We start from the raw sequence: 16511 nt of genomic DNA, 5'->3' as shown, positions 1-16511 counted from the left end.
ATCTCGGGCCCTTTTCTCTAATTAACCTGAGATCGGTTTAACCCACCGCCATCAGTCCTGACTTTTCGGTGTCAGTGATATTTAGCGATGGCTTTTCTGGCTTTAGACAGTAAGCGATTAAGCCACCAAGTAAATTCAGCATGAAACCATGTAAGCTCCTATGGTGAGAGTGCTCAATTTGAGAGATGTTTTTCAGTTGGTCATTGATGGTCTCAATGACGAACCTTTTTGGCCACATCACTCTGTCCCAAGCAGCAAGAAATTCAGGTTTCCTATTCTTACGGTGAGTCGTTATCAAGGTAATTCAATCGTCCTTCAAATCGTCGCTAAGGGCTTTACTGATATAGCCTTTGTCCGCAAGCCTATCGAGCAGCCCTTTTGATAATTCACGAACGGGTTTTCTATCGTCCGTATTCGCAGGCGTGAGTTTGGCGGCAACGATATCACCAAGGTGATTCGTGGTGATGTGCAGCTTAAACCCATAAAACCACCCTATTGAGCTTTTTCCTCTCGCCGCTGTCCCTTGAAATACTTTGTGCTTTGGGATACGTAAGCTGTGACAGACCTTGATACTCGTAGAGTCAATAAACTCCATGCCTGTAGGCTCTCCTTTCAGATAGGTGAAGAAAGAACTGAGAGGGACTAATACGGAAGGCATGACTTCAAGAAAACGCGTGTCGCTGAGCAGGGTTGGAAATTCATTCTTGTGGTATCGGTGGATAATGCCGAGATAGAAGTTCTTAAAATCCCGTTGGTGCGACATATGAAAAGCAATAATGATGGTCATGACTTCGCTTTCGGACATGCGACCTTTGCGATGACGCTTACGTTCCCCACTCCCAAGCTGAAGTTAGTCGCGACGCCCACTGCGGAGTTAATCCCGAGTAACTTACCCCAGAACTTGGTCATGTCCTTGTAGAGGGTTTTTCCCGTCACGACGAACAAAGATTCCATAACGGTGAGCAAGAAAGACAAACCTATGGTCAGTGGGACGAATATAAAGTGATAGAGTGCGGTACTAGCGAACTGAAACCGAGACAGAAGCAAACATAAGGGCTCCTTCCCGCTAACAGAGTAGCGGGTTAGATAAGGTTATTATTGGTCTGTTTAGTTAAGCGTTAAAGCTTGGTGTTGCGCGTCAATTGCGCCTTTGCTAATGTGCGAGAGAAGGGTTTTCTCAACCAGTAATCTAAGCTTACGTAGCGACCACCGCCATAGAAGAACAGCACCAGCAACATCACAAAGTAGGTGGTCGTGAACTCCATACCGTTGTTGAGCATCACAGGGTCACCCAATTCGGTGATGTAGTTGTATCGACCTGGGAAGTTGGTTGCTAACCATTCCATAAAGCCGTTCAAACGTACGGTTGCTTCCATGCTGCTGGTGGCGATGGCATCCCAACCGTGTTTCCAGTGCACCATTGCGCTAGCAACGCTCATCAAGAAAATCATCGGAATCGACATCACTCGGGTAAATAAACCCAATGCGATACAAATACAGCCAAGAACTTCCGTACCTGCGGCAAGAAACGCTAACAACTCGGGAAATGGTAAGTTCAAACCACCATCTGCGGTGGATGCGCCAAACCACGCGACGGTGCCAGAGAAGCCCAACACCTTAGAGCGAGCACCGACAAAAATGACCGGAATGAGGTAGAGACGAATCGCAAGCAACGCTAAGTAATCGTATCTTCTGCATTTCTCGACGAGACCGTCGAACCAATTAAGGGCTGACTTAATCATAATTTTTCTCCTGAAGGGCGGACGCTGACGAGTCCTAGTTCACTGAAGTGTTGAGCCCACTCCATGAAACTGAATCTGGCGAGTTGCTGAGCAATCATTTGTTGTAGTTGAGTCAGAGTCAGGTTTGGTTGCTGTTGTAATAACTGAATCAATGCGACATCCACTTCTCTGAGCTTTTGCGATATCACATGATGCTGTGAGTTCCGATACACGCCATAAAATACAGGGTGACGCCTGTCAGTGAGAAAAGTCACGGAGTCTTGATGCAGCAGGAAAGGCACTTCGATCAGCCTTAATGTTGGGTTGAGTTGCAGCACTTGGTTCTCTTCGAATATCGGATTCGAGGAAGAACTGAATGCTGCGACTAAGGTGTCAATTTCAACATTGAACGCCACCCATTCATATTCCAATAACGCCTTCTGGTCGGCAGAAATGGAGCTGGAATCTTGATGCGATTTCTGCTGCAAAAATTGAACAAACTCGGTCGCAATATGATGAAATTCAGGCTCGGATGCGCCATGCATCACCACAAAGTCATTCACCATGCGTTCCAGTTGGTCATCAGCGAACTGCGAAGAAAATAGAGGGAACGTATTCGCAACGACACCCAAGATGTTGTCGCGGATAAATTCGCTATATCGACACTGCGCATGCTGATTTGTAGGCGTGCGAATCAGAGCCGTTATGGACTCAGTTTGCGCGCGCATTTTACTCGGAGGATTAAGCATTGGGCACCTCCTTACACAAAACTTCGAGTGTTTGGCTGAAATCCAAGATCTCGCCATGAACGCTGCGAAGCTCTTCAGCCAGAACAAGCAGCGACGGCACATTGTGGTCGCGCTCAAGAAGCAAAGGTTTGCTGCCATGCACCGAGTAGGTGTAACGAGCCAGATCAATCACTTCATCAGGCACTGGCTTACCATGGGTATCGAGCAAGAAGTCATCACGCTCTTTCAAGTGACCCGCAATGTGGTAATAACGAATCGCGTCGCTTGGTAAAGTGCTCAGCATGTCGTAAGGGCAGAAATGGTGATTTCGGCTGTTGACGAACACATTGTTGATGTCGATAAGCAGCTCACAACCACTGCGCTCACACACATCAGCGATGAACTCGGCTTCCGGCATTTCATGTCCGTAATCGTGGTAGTAAGAGATGTTCTCTAGCGCCAATGGACGCTGAATAATGTCTTGCACGCGTTGAATGCGTTCGACCAAATACGGAATGTTCTCTTTATGTCGAGGGATCGGAAGCAGTTTATACAAATAGCCCTGATTGTCTCTAGAGAAACTCAGATGTTCGCTATAGATGTCGATATTAAATTCATCGAGAAAGCGTGCGACGTCTCGTACAAAGGAGTCGTTTAACGGTTGGCAATCACCAATCGATAAGCTCAAGCCATGGGCGACAAGAGGATAATATTGAGCAATGTCTTGCAGCTGTTCACGTTTCAAGCCGCCAATATTCATCCAGTTTTCCGGTGCTAATTCGAGGAAATTGATATCTGGGTGATCGGGCAACTGACACAGCAAATCAACGTGTTCGCTGCGCAGCCCAATCCCTTTTGATGTATCGGTTATTGTCCGCATACGCCACCTGTTATTTTGCTTTTGGTGAGTTTGATGGTTTCTTCTGAAGGGTTAATACCTTCGCCAGTCACGCCACATTTGCCGTCACGAGCTCGGACCAAGCGACCTTGTGGATCGTTCTTTAGCTCTTGTTTCTCAAAGCGTTTCTCTGTACCACATTTACCAGCCGCACACTTACCACCATGTTGAGAGCTGGATTGAGCTTCAACGGGATCTTCGGTTGGTGCATCGGCAAACGCCATGCCTGAGTTCAAAGTAATGACAGACGTCATCGCGATAGATAGAGCGAGTTTATTGTTCATGAGACATCTCCTTCGCTGCGCTCATTGGGTAGCTAGATAAGTCGTGACCAGCGATAACTTGACCGTGGTAGTACTCTTTAACGATCTGGATGGAAGCTGGTTTGAGTTTTAGACCTAAGCCCATCCAGTGGTTAAGCACCAAGAGTTTTGGGTTCACTTCTGCGGCGATCTTGCCGACAACCGATGGCTTAGCGTGCAGAAATGACGAGACTTCGTCGGCTTCTTCATGAATTGCCAATGGCATCAATAAGATGTCCGCACCTTTAGCGAAGTCGATGAAGTCAGGGTTACTGCCGTTTTGGTCGGCGGAAATCACCATCACTCCTTCGGCACTTTCGATTCGAAAAGCGAGGCAAGGTACGTCGCCGTGTGGGATGCCTAGTGCATAAATGGTCAACCCATCTTGCTCGTACACCTTGGTGCCTTGGGAAGTTTTGTATGGCACATCCGTAATAGTGATAGGGAACAAGCCATCACTGCCATCAAACAAACCATTCAAGTATGCGTAAGCGCCTTTATTACCGTCGAAAAGCGCTTGCATGTAACCGGTTAGGCTAGGGAATGCAGAGCCCGCTTTCGGACCGGCAATATCGAGTGGATCTTCACGATCAAAGAAGTAACCACCTTTTAGCAGGGCTGGAACGTCGGCGACGTGGTCGGTGTGAAAGTGGCTTAAACCAAGGAAGTCTAAGTCTTCCAGTTTGCCGCCCGCTTGACCGAAACGCAGATAGACACCGCCACTGGCATCGATCATCACGCGTGATTTTCCTTTCCACCAAACCAGTTCACCAGACGATGCGCGAAGGTCATCAGAAATTGGTCCGCCAGAGCCAAGAAGCTGCAAAGTAAAATCTTTGTCGAGCGGTTCGAGAGAGATCGCGTAACTGTTGGCGGCTCCGAGCGATAACCCCAGAGCCAGCACTAACGCTTTTAAAGGCTGTTTCATATCGAATACCTTTTCTTATTTGTTTTCTTTGGGTGAGCATCCAAAGAAGTGTTGAAGAGGCAAGAAAAACGATTTGTTTTTGATGTCCGTCAAAGCACGGGAATAAGATATCCAATATTGGTGGTTAATTATATCTAGTAATTTTAAAGCCTTGTTCAGGTAAATTGAACGTTATTGATTTGAGCAGAACAAGCATCAGAATGTAAAAAGGCACCGCGAAGGGTAATGCCCTTGTTTCTTGTGTATTTTCCAGACATTTTCCCGTCTTAGAGATCGACATTTTTACCGGAGTATGATCAATTATTGGTTTTAAGAATGAAGCCTATAATGCCATGAATATCTCCTACCGTTTTAAGCTGATCTGTGAAGAAATTGCTGAACTTAACGAACTCACCAGTAAAGGGAAGCACAACGCCAGAAAGCTAAAGCGTGCTCAGATCCTTTTACTGGCAAATCACAGGCAACATACAGACGCTGAAATAGGTCAGCTCTTAAATACCAGTACTTCAACGGTCTAAAGAACCAAACGCGGCTTTGTCGAAAGATCTGATCGCAGAACCCGCTTTTAGTTCCCTTCAATTCTTAACCCGAGTTCAGGTTAATTAGACAAAGTGACCTGTTTGGTAATCTTTAATAGCTTGCTCAATTTCTTCCACGGTGTTCATCACAAAAGGACCGTAATGCACGATGGGTTCATGGATTGGCATTCCAGCGAGAATTAGGGCGCCACTTTCCTCTTGCGCCGCCAGTTTCAGTTGTTCTGCGCTGCTCAAGACGCCGAGTTGCCCTGCACTGATAAGGTGTTGGTCAATGGCAATTTTCCCTTGGTAGACAAACACTAAACATTGAAAGTCTGCCGGGATCTCGACCGTGAGCTCATGGGAGGCGTTGCTGCGCCAATCGGCAATGGTCATGGCTATCGAACTGCTTTGCAGTGGGCCAGCGATCTCATGCGCATCGATAGATAGCGCTCCGGCAATCACGCGAACTATGCCCCAGTCAGGATGGCTTTTTTCGGTAATGCTCTCAGGCTGGAAATCGTGGTATTGCGCTGGCGACATTTTGTTTTTGGCTGGCTGGTTAATCCAGATTTGAAACCCATGCAGCTGCCCATCCATCATAATCGGCATTTCGCTGTGTATCACGCCGCGACCTGCCGCCATCCATTGAGCTCCACCACTTCTCAGTTCTCCGACATTCCCCATGTGATCTTTGTGCTGAAAATGGCCATTGAGCATATAGGTCAAGGTTTCAATACCGCGATGCGGGTGCGGTGGAAAGCCGCCGATATAGTCGGCCGCCTTATCTGATTTCAGCTCGTCAATCATCAGAAAAGGAGAAAAGTTCGGTTGGTTAAAACCCGCGACACGACGAATATTAACCCCATCACCATCTGAGGTTCGAACGGCGCGATGGAGTTGTTTTACAGTGCGGTATGAGGACATGGCTGACTCCTTGTTTTTCCAATGAGTTTAATGACATTCGTCGAATGAGAGCAGGTTGGAAAGTTGTTCAACATGTTCGAAAGATTTGAAAACCAGCAAGTGTTTTGGCGAGAAAATTGGCATCCTGATCTGGACAATTCAGCATGTCGGAAACACATGCTTACGGTTTTCACTCTCATTTGAGAGAGGTATTTAAATCGTCATAGGGGGAATTGACTATACTAACAATAGCCTAGTCAAAACGGAGGTGTAGTGTGTCTGTACAACCGAAGCACAGTGACCATTCCCCTCGCTATGAAGTGCCGGATCTGACCAACGAGCAGCGGCATAGATTTACCTCGGTGGCGAACAAAGCGCAGGTAAGAAAAGAACAGTTGGAAGAGCGCCCTACTATCATTGAAGCGGCCAAACGGGCAGCGTTAAAGCCTGTGGTACAACCGCGGCCAAACAAAATCAATAAAGTGCGTTATGCTATTTGGCTATGCACTTTTTTAGCGGTCTGTTTGTGGCTGATGTATATGGAGGGTTAGTTAGGCTCATTGGATGAATGTTGTTCCTTTTAGGCTTTGTGCGAATCGTTAATATTTGCTCGGGCGTTGGCGAGGTATCAAGGGTGACACATTCGACATAGAGGCAGTCTGATACGTTTCCAACGGGTGACTAAAGTGGTTTTGCTCGTCCTCGTTGTAGTAAGTGAAACGATTCTTGCCTGCGTGCTTGGCTTTGTACATGGCTTTGTCCGCGCAGCGTGTCAATTCTGAGAGCTCAAAGGCATCTTGCCCGTATATCGCCGCACCTACACTTAAGGTCAAACCTTGAATCCGCTGATTCGCTTGATAGCCAGTGCGATAGAGCGTAATGATGCGTTTGAGGATGTTGTCCAGATCTTGGCGATTTTTTACCTCATAGAGCATCAAAACAAATTCATCGCCAGCGAAACGGGCGATGGAATAATCATTCTTGTCGGTGCGACGATCTTTATTGCGGATGTTATTTTTCAGCCTTCGAGCAAAGTGTTGCAGCACCTTATCGCCAACATCATGGCCGTAGTTGTCATTGATGGTTTTAAAATTGTCGATATCAATGAAGATAAGCGCGGTGATGCAAGTCGTGGGCGTGGCGTCTATATCTTTGAGCTTCTCTTTTGCCCAGATCTCGAAACTCCAGCGATTGGCTAACCCAGTGAGCTTATCGGTATAGGCGAGATCTTCGATGCCTTCGAGATAGAGAGAATGGACGTAGTTGATCAACCGGTAGTGGTAAAACGCAAAGGCATGACAAATAAGGCTAGTGAAAATTAAGGCGATCACAAGGCTGTAGGCCGTTTGGATCGGATACCCTTGCACGGGATGGCTGACAAGCAGAATCACGCAAACCGTAAGATAGAAAAGCGAGTTCAGTAATACGCCGATTTTAAAACGGTTAAGTAGGATAACTGCGCTTAGAATGGGGAACAACCACAGCAAGCGATCTGGGTTTGGTGTGGTGTGGAAAATCATCGGCATTGCGCCAAGCAATAGAATGGCACTCAAGATCAGGTCGGCATTAAGGCCCTTACGGCTGTGCTGAAGGTAAGCAAAAACCAATAAGCTCAACAAAGCAAACGCACCATTGAGTAGCGCAATACTCAGATGAGCCGCCAACGCTTGTTCAATAGTGTGGTAGAGAAACAGCCCGCAGGACGCGAGTGACCCAATGCTGACAATTTTGCGCTTTCTCGTCAGCCTTATATCTGCCATTTCTTCGATATGTTGTCCTGCTAAAGTGGCCATTTTCCCTCAATAAATTCTGCAACCTGTACTCCTTCACAGCGTAATTGTAGTTGAGAAATGGATTTTTTAACCAATAGCTCAAAAGTATTAGTTAAGTGTGGTGGTATGTGAGACTCAATGGATTGTTGCTGTGTTAGATATTTGTCATTGCGGCCATCGGCTTTCTTGGGTTTAAAGCAAGAGAATGTAATGTGTTACGGGGGTTGTCGGCAAAAAATTGACTATCAATAGGTGACAAAATGTATAGCAAAAAGAAACATTAAGAATGTTGTTTAATAGCGAAATAATCTAAAAAGCCAATGGTCTCAAAATCAGAGAGGCTGGTTTCGACCAGCCTCTGCCTTGTGTTAATCAACGAGGCTGCTTTTGGGCGCTTCTTGGGGCTGATAGTGTAATATCGCCATCGACACTGGAGAGAGCAGTAACTCACCCTCTGCGTGACCAGGGGAGATGTTACGTACGTTGGTATCGCAGATCAGCGTCCAGGTTTGTTTACTGTCATTAGGCAGGGTAAAACGTGCTGGGGCGCTGGTTTGGTTGATGAGATAGACCATTTCCGCGCCATCTTTGCCAATTCCAATATGCAGTGCCACCGCACTCAAACGATTCCAATCTTCGTGCTCCATCGGTGAGCCATCCACTCTACGCCAAAAAATGCGGTTGAGGTTACGGTTGGCCCCACTGAACGCGCGAATAAACGGCACCATATAGGTCTGTCGATTCGCCACCATCTGCGAAAGCCAGTGTTTAAAATCTCGCTTACGCTCTGATGATTGCCAATTGAGCCAACTGGTTTCGTTGTCCTGACAATAGGCGTTATTGTTGCCTTTTTGCGTGTGAGACAACACATCGGCGGTTAAAACATGCGGAATGCCAAAGGCGAATAGCAGGCTCGCCATAAAGTTACGCTTTTGCTTTTCACGCGTGGCGATCACCATCAAGTTCTCAGTGGGGCCTTCTACGCCATAGTTTTCAGAGCGGTTGTCACCGTGCCCATCGCGGTTTTGTTCGCCGTTGTCTTCATTGTGCTTATGTTTGTAAGACACCAGATCTTGCATGGTGAAACCGTCGTGATACGTGATGTAATTCACAGTGAGTTTGTATGGCCAGTTTGCCGCGCTGTAGATATCACGAGAACCCATCAGGCGAGTGGCAAACTCTTTGAGATAGCCTTGATCGCCACGCCAAAAGCTGCGAGTGATGTCGCGCAGCTTGTCGTTGCACTCGTTCCAGCCAAATGGGAAATTGCCGACTTGGTAGCCATTTGGCCCGATATCCCAAGGTTCGGCGATCAATTTGGTCTCTTTTAAAATGGGATCCTGCGCGACCGCTTTGAAAAATGCCGCTTCCGGGTTGTAGTCATCCCCTTGACGGCCCAGCGTGGCTGCGAGATCAAAACGAAATCCGTCGACTTTGAACTCACTTACCCAGTAGCGCAAGGTATCCATAATCAAGTTGAGCGCAGGTTGATAGGTGAGATCCACCGTGTTACCGCACCCGGTAAAATTGGCAAAATGGCTGCCATGTTTAAAGTAAAAGCGTGAATCGAGCGCTTTTAGGTTAAACACGGTTGGGCCAGCGCCGCCTTCTGCGGTGTGGTTATAGACCACATCTAAAATCACTTGAATACCGTGGCGATGCAGTTCCCGAATTGCGGTTTTAAGCTCAAGCACCGCGTCTTTGTCGGCGTAGCGCGGGTCAGGAACCATAAACAAATAAGGGTTGTAGCCCCAATAGTTCACTTTGCCCATATCGAGCAAATGCGGCTCGTGCATGCAGGCGGCAATGGGCAAGAGCTGTAAGGTGTTGATGTTTTGCTCTTTGTAAAACGCCAGCATGGGCTTACTCACTAAGCCCAAATACCGACCCTGTTCGCTCACCGCAACATCAGGGTGAAGTTTACTCACTCCCTTTACATGCGTTTCAAACAGAATCATCTCTTCACGTGCAATACGAGGGTGATCGGTATCTTGCCAATCGAAATCATCCTGATAGACCACGCACTTGGGCATGGCGAAGCTTTTTTCTGCGCTGTAAGGGGTCTTGTAATGCAGTGGCCCATCTAAGGCTTTGGCATAGGGATCGGAAAGGAGCAATGGCCCTTCTTCGCTATCCACTAGATAGCCATATTTTTGCCCAGCTTTAATGCCCGGAACAAAGGTGTAGCGAATGCCCGCGTACTCATTCTCGAGCTCATAGGTTTTGAATTGTTTTTTTTCATCAAACAGAGCTAAACGAATCGACGGACAGTCCGGTGCATGTATGGCAAAGTTGCACCCCGTTTCGTGTAACGTAGCGCCCAGAGGGTATGGGCGTGAGAGCGATGCTGTCATGGTTATTTTTCTTGGGTCTTTATCCATATTCGGAACTATTAGTAAAAAACTTTGTCACAAAGAGGTCAAGCGCCCCTCAGGGATTAATATAAATGTAATAAAATTACTTTCTACCTACCATTGTTGGCAAAAATATGAATTGCGCCTCACTTTGTAGCGCGAAGATCTCTAGCAAAGTTACTAACTCCACCCTAATTCAGTGATCCTGCTCTATTAAACATCGTTCGGTAAAATCTATCCTCCTTTCTCATCCCCCCCATTTTTTTTTGGGGCGGAGGACGCCATTCTGTTCCTCCTCTCTTAGCATAGTCTGTGTTGAAACAACTGGGGACCTTGTCCCATCTTACCTCTCTTTCTTTAGGTGATTTCTACTGCCTACTTCATCTTGAGAGCGAGCGGGGAGACAGAACGATAAATACCCTTAATGGAGTTAAGAATGAAAAAAGTAAGTTTGATCGCTGCCGCAGTGGCTTCTACTTTAGCAGCAGGTACTGCCTTTGCTGCTGGTACTGACGTTACAACCGATGGATGGGAAGTTCACGGTTATATGTCTTCGAACTACCGTCTAATTGATGGTAACACTAATGCTACTACCTTTAACAAAGGTGACTACCATGTTGCTGGTTCTTCTGCGACCAGTGAAAGTACAAACCAAGTTGAATTTGTTGTTAAGAAACATACAGAGTACGAAAGCGGTGTGTGGGCAAATTACAACGTTCGTGCTGAGTATGGTAATGGTAACTCTTACGCTTACTCTTCTTCAGGTAACCAAAAGAACAACACAAATTCTCAGTTCGAAGTGAAAGAAGCATTCGTTGAACTGGGCGCACTTCCTTATCTCGGTGAAGATTCTGTCGTTTGGGCTGGTCAACGTTTCCTAAACCGTAGTGCAGGTATTCTGTCGGGCGAATTCTGGAAACAGTCTTCAGGTGTTGGCGCAGGTTTTGAAACAAAACTGGCTGGCCATAAATTTGGTGTTGCTGCTGTGTCTGCAGACCCGAAAAATACTGTTAATGATTCAAGCTTAGAGCGCAAAACCCGTACTTCTCTTGATGTTTACTTCTACGGTTTGGATGTTGGCATTGGTAGCCTAGATCTTGACGCGAAATTCATGAAACAAGACAAAAACAATGCGAGTGCAGCGGATGAAGCTGAGAATGGCGTTGGTTTTTCTGTCACTCTGAACTCAAGCTACTATGGTTTAGATGGTTGGACACAAACGGGTATCGCTTACGGTAAAGGTATGGCAACAAACCGTGGTGTCAACTTCGGTGAATGGAACGATACCTTTAAAGAAGACGATAACTCACTGTTCATTACCTCTTACGGTGTGTTGAATATTTCAGACACTGTTCAATTAGGTACTGAATTCACTCATTGGGAAATGATGGAAATCGGCGCATGGGGTCTTGGCGATGGTGGTTCTCGCACTATGTTTGCAGCGCGTCCTTCTTTCAAGATCAACGACAACTTCCGTTTCGAAGTAACAGCTTCTTACGCAGTAGAGAAAGCTGAACAGTGGCATAAACAAGACGGTTCTTGGATGTTTGTTGAAGCAGCGCCAATCTTTACTGTTAATGCGGACTACTTCGGTCGCCCACAAATCAAGCCTTACATTGCTTACATGAAAGCGCTTGAAGATGGTGTTGGTAACAAAGGTATCAACGGCGAACAAGACGAAACCGTTGTTGGCGTTCACGCTGAAATTTGGTTCTAAACCATTTAGTATTAAAGGCAGCCCACGGGCTGCCTTTTTGACTTTGTATCCTACAACCTATAGTGAGAAATAAAATGAAAAACAAACACTCTTTGTTAGCGGTCGTACTGGGTGCCTTGCTTGCCGGTTGTGCATCGGATGCCAAGGTGCAAACAGAGCTTACTCCTCCGACTAATGCCGAAGTCTGTTGCACCGATTTTGCTCAGTTTCCTTATGCTCAGCTTAACGATAACGAAGATCTCAAGTTTGATGTCGATCTTGCCTCACCGGTGGGCACTTTTGCGGCGGGCAATAGCCACTTTGCGGCATTTCGCTTTAGCGAGCGCAGCGGCGATGTTGTGGTGACGGTCTCCAGTCTGATGATTGATGACTCGGTGTTTGCGCCAGAAGTGCTGCTGCTGGATAAACAGTTTCAAGTGGTTGAGACCTTAAAACTGCAAGATTTCCAGATTTTGCCGTCCGATGCTTTCACCCGCACACGTTATATTGAAAAATTCACCACCAACGCAGAGCAAACCCCGTACTTTGTGATTTACACTCCTGCCGATCAATTGGGCAAACAAGTAACGGTTGACCATCCTGCGAAAATACGCGCCAAAGAATTTGGTGAAGTGATGCCGATGGTCACCGATCCGGTTTATACCTATCGTTTAGGCGGACGTATTGAGTTGCAGGTTGAGACGCGTAAATTGCGTCCATTCCGCGTGGCAGAAGCCGTGCAATCGGTACAAACGCCAGTCGTAGAAAAAACCATTAAAGCGCAGCCTGAATCGCAAACCTTCTATTTATCAGCGATTGAGAATGCCGTAGCTGCTGGCGACATTCCTAAAGCGCTGAGCCTATTAGATGAAGCCAAAGCGCTCAATATTCCCGGCGCGCAAGAGACGTTTGTCCGCGCGGTCAATCAGATGAAATAAATCCCTTCGTTTTTAGACGCTCCTGGTGAGCGTCTTATTTTTAAGGAGCTTGTCATGGCATTTGATCCTGAACGTTTGCAGATTCTGGATGCTTTTCACATGCCGCAGTTGGCGCGCGAGCGAGCCATTCGTCTCTATCTGCCACGTGACTATCACACCACTTTGCGCCGCTATCCGGTCACTTACATGCAGGATGGGCAGAATGTGTTTGACGATGCCACTGCCAGCTATGGCCGCAGTTGGCGGGTTGGGGAGACGTTAGATGCGCTGCATGAGCAATCAGGACAGGGCGCGATTGTGGTCGCCATCGATTGTGGAGAGGAGTTACGTCGCTTTAACGAATACTCGCCGTGGCAAATGGATGCGCAGTTTGCGTTGCCCGGGCGCGATAAACAGGGGCTGCACGCTTCTGGTGGCGAAGGCGAAGCGTACGTGCGTTTTCTCACAGAGACGCTCAAACCATACATCGACCAGCATTATCGGACGTTGAGCGACCGCCAGCACACTGTGATTGCGGGCAGTTCGATGGGCGGTTACATCAGCTTGTATGCGGGAATGACGCGCCCAGAGATATTTGGCATTTTAGGCGTTTTTTCGCCGGCGTTCTGGTTTAATCGCCAAGCGATGTTTGATTTGGTCGAGCGCACCACGCTTGCCGACCCAATGCGTATTTATATGGATATGGGCAGCGACGAAACCAGCGATCACGCCCGCAGTGACTTTGCCCAAGTCTATCTGCAAGGCTCGCGCGATATGCACGCGCTGCTGCAAAACAAAGCCAACCTTGAGGTGGAGTACATCGAAGGGGCTGGCCATCAGCACAATGAGCTCGCTTGGTCACTGCGCTTTCCACACTTTGCGCGTTGGGCTTTGCCAGCCGAAAAGCATTGAGCTTGAACACCAATCAATAACAAGCCACCAATAAAAAGCACTGGGGTCGCCAGTGCTTTTTTCTTGGTCGTGATCTGTTCTGTCGCGTTTAGTCCTGCGCGATTTTGAGCTTCTCCGCCATGCGCTTTTGCAGCAAGTAGTCACTTTGCGTCAGCGCTGAATGCTCGCGTTGCCAATCCGGTTGAGCAAAGCTGAGCCCATCGAGCAATGGATAGTGCACCGCCGCACTCTCCACGCAGTGCACATCGCTCGGGGAGCAAATGACCTCGCCATGGCGGATAGTCACCAGCAGCTCGCTTTGCAGCGTCCCCGTGATTTGCAGATGTTTGTCGCTTGCTTCTAGCTCGAACAACAAGGTGATCGATGGCTCGTCGCGTTCCGCTTTTACACTGTAAATAGTGCCATCCTCGTTGCTTGTCATCTCAAACCACAACGCATTATCTTGACCAAAGGGCAGGCGCGCTTTGACCTGCTGCCAAGCGCTTGGCAGGGCAGGGCGCAAAATAATACGCTGCTCGGCGAGGCGCGGCATAAAGCCGAGATAATCTTGCTGCGCGTTGCGCGCATACTCAGAGACGGACCACGCTTGCGCGTAAGTGCCTGTCATCACCAAGGCGTTTTCATCTGCTTGATACGCATCGAGGTTTTCACTCATGGTGCCACGGTGCCCTTGGGTTAAGATCTGTTGAGCGAGATTTTTACTCAGCTGATAGGCAAAGTCTTGCTGTTTAAATTGGCACAGAGCACTGACGGTAAATCCGGCGTTCCAGCCCCAAATGGTGCCGTTGTGGTAAGCCGCATCTTTATGATATTCGCTGCGATTGTCGTGATAAGGGTGGAAATCGCGGTGATCTTGCGCCAAAGAGCAAATGCCCCATGGAAACAACAGTTGTTCAACGCAGTTTTTCACTACATGCTGGCCAATCTCGGCCGCAAGCAAGTTACGTTTCATTGGGATGGTCAATGCCATCAACTGATTAGGGCGCGGGCTGAGATCGGCCTCTTCACTATCACGCAGGCAATCGGCTAAACAGCAAAGCTCTGGTTGCCAAAACTTCGCGACAAAGCTCTGTTGCGCTTTGGTGGCGAGCTGGTGGCAGTGCTGAGCAAACGCCTCATCACCTTGCCACAGAGCCAGTTGTTCGGCCGTTTGCAGGCTTTCAAACCACAATGCCTGAATGTCGTTGGCTTTCGGTCCACGTGGCGACCACGGGATCTGGCCATTGATTTTGGCGTCCATCCACGTATCCGGATCGCGGTGCGACATCAAGCCATCGTCGCCTAAGTAGTGTTTTTCTACCCCTTGGATGAAGCGTTTCACCACAGGATAGATCTGCTTGGCAAACGCCATATCTCCGCTGTAGTGGATGTATTCCATCACTTCGCGAATCATCCACGGCGTACCATCGGTGGTGTTGTAAATGATGTTGGTTTTACTGGTGACGCGGTTGGGAATGCGGCCATGATTGACGTCATCCAGATCCACCTTCTGCATGGCGGCAAAGTTATTGATGATCTCACGCGCTTCGTCAAACGCACCGTTTACCAGTGACGTGCCGGAAAGGGCAATAAAGGTATCGCGACCCCAGCAATCTTTGAACCACGGTAAACCCGCCCAAATACCAGCGCCAAATTCATGGCTGACAAACGTGCGGCTGGCGAGCCTCGCCCACATTACTGCGCGGTTGTATTGCACATCGTCACACCATAGGTAATTGTCGGTCAGGAACTGATAAATCTGCTGTTGATGCTGCTTTTCGGCGTGCTGCTTGGCGGCCAGTTTGGCCTTGTGCAGCGCCTCTGCTGAGTCATGTTCAAAGCAGAGATAAACACTCAGTTGAGCGCATGCTCGAACCGTACTAAGCATCAGTTTGCAATTTTGCCCGTTGAGACGCACTGCTGTATCGAGCGCAGGATACGCATCAAAGCTGACCTCTTTGGCGCTAATCGCTTGATTGGCGCTGATGGCGATAAAGCGTGGCGCGCCTTCTGGGCACAGCTCAGGTTTCACCGCAATCAACACCATGTCGTCAATTGTTTCAATCGTGCAGTCGTTGAGGCCGAGATTGAGCTCCGGCAGCAGTGACAGCACCGCCTCGCTTTGGCTTTCGACGCTGAGTGTCACCAAGCGTTGCCCTGCCGCCAGCGATAGGCGATCTCGGCTATCGCTGGCAAACTGGTGTTCAATGCCGTAAGGGAGTAAACGTGCGCTGCTCGCTTGGGTTTTATCCAGTAATTTGCCATCGACAAAAGCGGCAAAGCCGCCTAAGTACCAACCTTGATGATGTCGATAACGGCCTGCGCCAACAAAGCAGTGGCTGCGCCCTTCGTAGTAGCCATCGATGTTATCGCCAAACACAAACGCAAAGGAGCCCGTCTCTTCAATGGCGAGGGTATCGAACAGCTCGTTGGCCGAGAGAGCACCTTGACGTGTCTCGATCGCTGGCAGCGGATCGCATTCGGTTTGGAGCTCGCTATCAAGCAGCGCGCGCTGGGCGAGCGCTTGTTGGTTGCTTGCGCCAGAGGTGATGGTCAGCGTGGGAGCGGTGCCGGATAAGTCCAGCGTCAAGGTAAAACGGCCAGTTTGGCTGGGAGTAAAGGCGAGATCGTTGCCGATGCCTTGGGTGCTGATCAGCGTTTGTGGCTGATCGAGATTAAGCGCTACTGCTTGGGTTGGGTGCGCGGCCAGTGTCCATTGCGCGCTGCCATCCATATCGGCAATTTTGCATTGATGGCGGTCGGCGGAAAACACCACGCTGACTTGCAGCTGTGAGTCAGAAATTGGCACAAAGGGTGTATCAAGTCCCCAACCGTTAAAGGTGCCTTTTAAATATAAAGTGGGCATAGGCATCATTTTCT

13 protein-coding genes and 2 pseudogenes are annotated in these 16511 nt (G+C 48.4%); 4 read left to right on the top strand and 11 right to left on the bottom strand.

Translation table 11 applies throughout. The features are described from left to right. Positions 1 to 37 precede the first annotated feature (37 nt). The 8 genes and pseudogenes from UF06_RS27925 to UF06_RS16370 form a co-directional block, all read right to left on the bottom strand. Positions 38 to 835 (bottom strand): annotated as a pseudogene (locus tag UF06_RS27925) (IS982 family transposase); the annotation flags it as partial. Between the two features lie 17 nt (positions 836 to 852). After that, positions 853 to 1047, bottom strand: a pseudogene (locus tag UF06_RS24750) (cytochrome ubiquinol oxidase subunit I); the annotation flags it as partial. A gap of 71 nt (positions 1048 to 1118) precedes the next feature. Further along, positions 1119 to 1742 (bottom strand): DoxX family protein, encoded by a 624-nt coding sequence (locus UF06_RS16400; protein WP_045571383.1) that lies wholly within the window; start codon positions 1740 to 1742, stop codon positions 1119 to 1121. Then, positions 1739 to 2470 (bottom strand): putative DNA-binding domain-containing protein, encoded by a 732-nt coding sequence (locus UF06_RS16395; RefSeq protein ID WP_045571382.1) that lies wholly within the window; start codon positions 2468 to 2470, stop codon positions 1739 to 1741. Before UF06_RS16395 ends, UF06_RS16400 begins: the two co-directional genes overlap by 4 nt. Further along, positions 2463 to 3329 (bottom strand): DUF692 domain-containing protein, encoded by an 867-nt coding sequence (locus tag UF06_RS16390; RefSeq protein WP_045571381.1) that lies wholly within the window; start codon positions 3327 to 3329, stop codon positions 2463 to 2465. Before UF06_RS16390 ends, UF06_RS16395 begins: the two co-directional genes overlap by 8 nt. Continuing rightward, positions 3317 to 3631 carry a hypothetical protein gene (locus UF06_RS16385; protein WP_045571380.1) on the bottom strand — a complete coding sequence of 105 codons (315 nt, stop codon included), beginning with the start codon at positions 3629 to 3631 and terminating at the stop codon, positions 3317 to 3319. Before UF06_RS16385 ends, UF06_RS16390 begins: the two co-directional genes overlap by 13 nt. Further along, the gene (locus UF06_RS16380) at positions 3621 to 4577 is read right to left on the bottom strand and encodes an MBL fold metallo-hydrolase (RefSeq protein ID WP_045571379.1); all 957 of its coding nucleotides are present in this window, start codon (positions 4575 to 4577) and stop codon (positions 3621 to 3623) included. The genes UF06_RS16385 and UF06_RS16380 overlap by 11 nt, the downstream gene beginning before the upstream one ends. Before the next feature lie 602 nt (positions 4578 to 5179). Next, on the bottom strand, positions 5180 to 6022 hold the full coding sequence (locus tag UF06_RS16370; RefSeq protein ID WP_045571378.1) for a pirin family protein: 843 nt from the start codon (positions 6020 to 6022) through the stop codon (positions 5180 to 5182). Positions 6023 to 6276: 254 nt separating this feature from the next. On the opposite strand from UF06_RS16370, the gene UF06_RS16365 reads away from it, so the two are divergent. Next, on the top strand, positions 6277 to 6552 hold the full coding sequence (locus UF06_RS16365; protein WP_045571377.1) for a hypothetical protein: 276 nt from the start codon (positions 6277 to 6279) through the stop codon (positions 6550 to 6552). Between the two features lie 48 nt (positions 6553 to 6600). Here UF06_RS16365 and UF06_RS16360 read toward each other — a convergent pair whose 3' ends face one another. Together UF06_RS16360 and glgX are read right to left on the bottom strand one after the other, a co-directional pair. After that, positions 6601 to 7794, bottom strand: a complete 1194-nt coding sequence (locus UF06_RS16360; RefSeq protein WP_045571376.1) for a GGDEF domain-containing protein — start codon at positions 7792 to 7794, stop codon at positions 6601 to 6603. Positions 7795 to 8141: 347 nt separating this feature from the next. Further along, the gene (gene glgX / locus UF06_RS16355) at positions 8142 to 10127 is read right to left on the bottom strand and encodes a glycogen debranching protein GlgX (RefSeq protein WP_171816748.1); all 1986 of its coding nucleotides are present in this window, start codon (positions 10125 to 10127) and stop codon (positions 8142 to 8144) included. A 436-nt stretch (positions 10128 to 10563) separates the two neighbouring features. Between glgX and UF06_RS16350 the strand changes: the two genes are divergently transcribed. From UF06_RS16350 to UF06_RS16340, 3 genes are all read left to right on the top strand, one after another. Then, positions 10564 to 11844, top strand: a complete 1281-nt coding sequence (locus tag UF06_RS16350) for a carbohydrate porin (RefSeq protein ID WP_171816747.1) — start codon at positions 10564 to 10566, stop codon at positions 11842 to 11844. 74 nt (positions 11845 to 11918) lie between these two features. Beyond that, positions 11919 to 12761, top strand: coding sequence for a MalM family protein (locus tag UF06_RS16345; protein ID WP_171816746.1), 843 nt, complete (start codon positions 11919 to 11921; stop codon positions 12759 to 12761). A 54-nt stretch (positions 12762 to 12815) separates the two neighbouring features. Further along, complete coding sequence (locus UF06_RS16340) at positions 12816 to 13652, top strand: alpha/beta hydrolase-fold protein (protein ID WP_045571372.1); 837 nt, start codon at positions 12816 to 12818, stop codon at positions 13650 to 13652. Between the two features lie 88 nt (positions 13653 to 13740). Here UF06_RS16340 and UF06_RS16335 read toward each other — a convergent pair whose 3' ends face one another. Beyond that, positions 13741 to 16506 (bottom strand): amylo-alpha-1,6-glucosidase, encoded by a 2766-nt coding sequence (locus UF06_RS16335; protein ID WP_045571371.1) that lies wholly within the window; start codon positions 16504 to 16506, stop codon positions 13741 to 13743. Positions 16507 to 16511 lie beyond the last annotated feature (5 nt).

It is taken from the genome of Vibrio sp. S234-5, assembly GCF_000960595.1.
Classification (GTDB): Bacteria; Pseudomonadota; Gammaproteobacteria; order Enterobacterales; family Vibrionaceae; genus Vibrio.
This window is presented reverse-complemented; position numbering and strand designations above follow the sequence as displayed.

Bases quoted from the DNA above. Each gene is read 5' to 3' on its own strand.
- UF06_RS16400 (WP_045571383.1), bottom strand. From the start codon at position 1,742: ATGATTAAGTCAGCCCTTAATTGGTTCGACGGTCTCGTCGAGAAATGC.
- UF06_RS16395 (WP_045571382.1), bottom strand. From the start codon at position 2,470: ATGCTTAATCCTCCGAGTAAAATGCGCGCGCAAACTGAGTCCATAACG.
- UF06_RS16390 (WP_045571381.1), bottom strand. From the start codon at position 3,329: ATGCGGACAATAACCGATACATCAAAAGGGATTGGGCTGCGCAGCGAA.
- UF06_RS16385 (WP_045571380.1), bottom strand. From the start codon at position 3,631: ATGAACAATAAACTCGCTCTATCTATCGCGATGACGTCTGTCATTACT.
- UF06_RS16380 (WP_045571379.1), bottom strand. From the start codon at position 4,577: ATGAAACAGCCTTTAAAAGCGTTAGTGCTGGCTCTGGGGTTATCGCTC.
- UF06_RS16370 (WP_045571378.1), bottom strand. From the start codon at position 6,022: ATGTCCTCATACCGCACTGTAAAACAACTCCATCGCGCCGTTCGAACC.
- UF06_RS16360 (WP_045571376.1), bottom strand. From the start codon at position 7,794: ATGGCCACTTTAGCAGGACAACATATCGAAGAAATGGCAGATATAAGG.
- glgX (WP_171816748.1), bottom strand. From the start codon at position 10,127: ATGACAGCATCGCTCTCACGCCCATACCCTCTGGGCGCTACGTTACAC.
- UF06_RS16350 (WP_171816747.1), top strand. From the start codon at position 10,564: ATGAAAAAAGTAAGTTTGATCGCTGCCGCAGTGGCTTCTACTTTAGCA.
- UF06_RS16345 (WP_171816746.1), top strand. From the start codon at position 11,919: ATGAAAAACAAACACTCTTTGTTAGCGGTCGTACTGGGTGCCTTGCTT.
- UF06_RS16340 (WP_045571372.1), top strand. From the start codon at position 12,816: ATGGCATTTGATCCTGAACGTTTGCAGATTCTGGATGCTTTTCACATG.
- UF06_RS16335 (WP_045571371.1), bottom strand. From the start codon at position 16,506: ATGATGCCTATGCCCACTTTATATTTAAAAGGCACCTTTAACGGTTGG.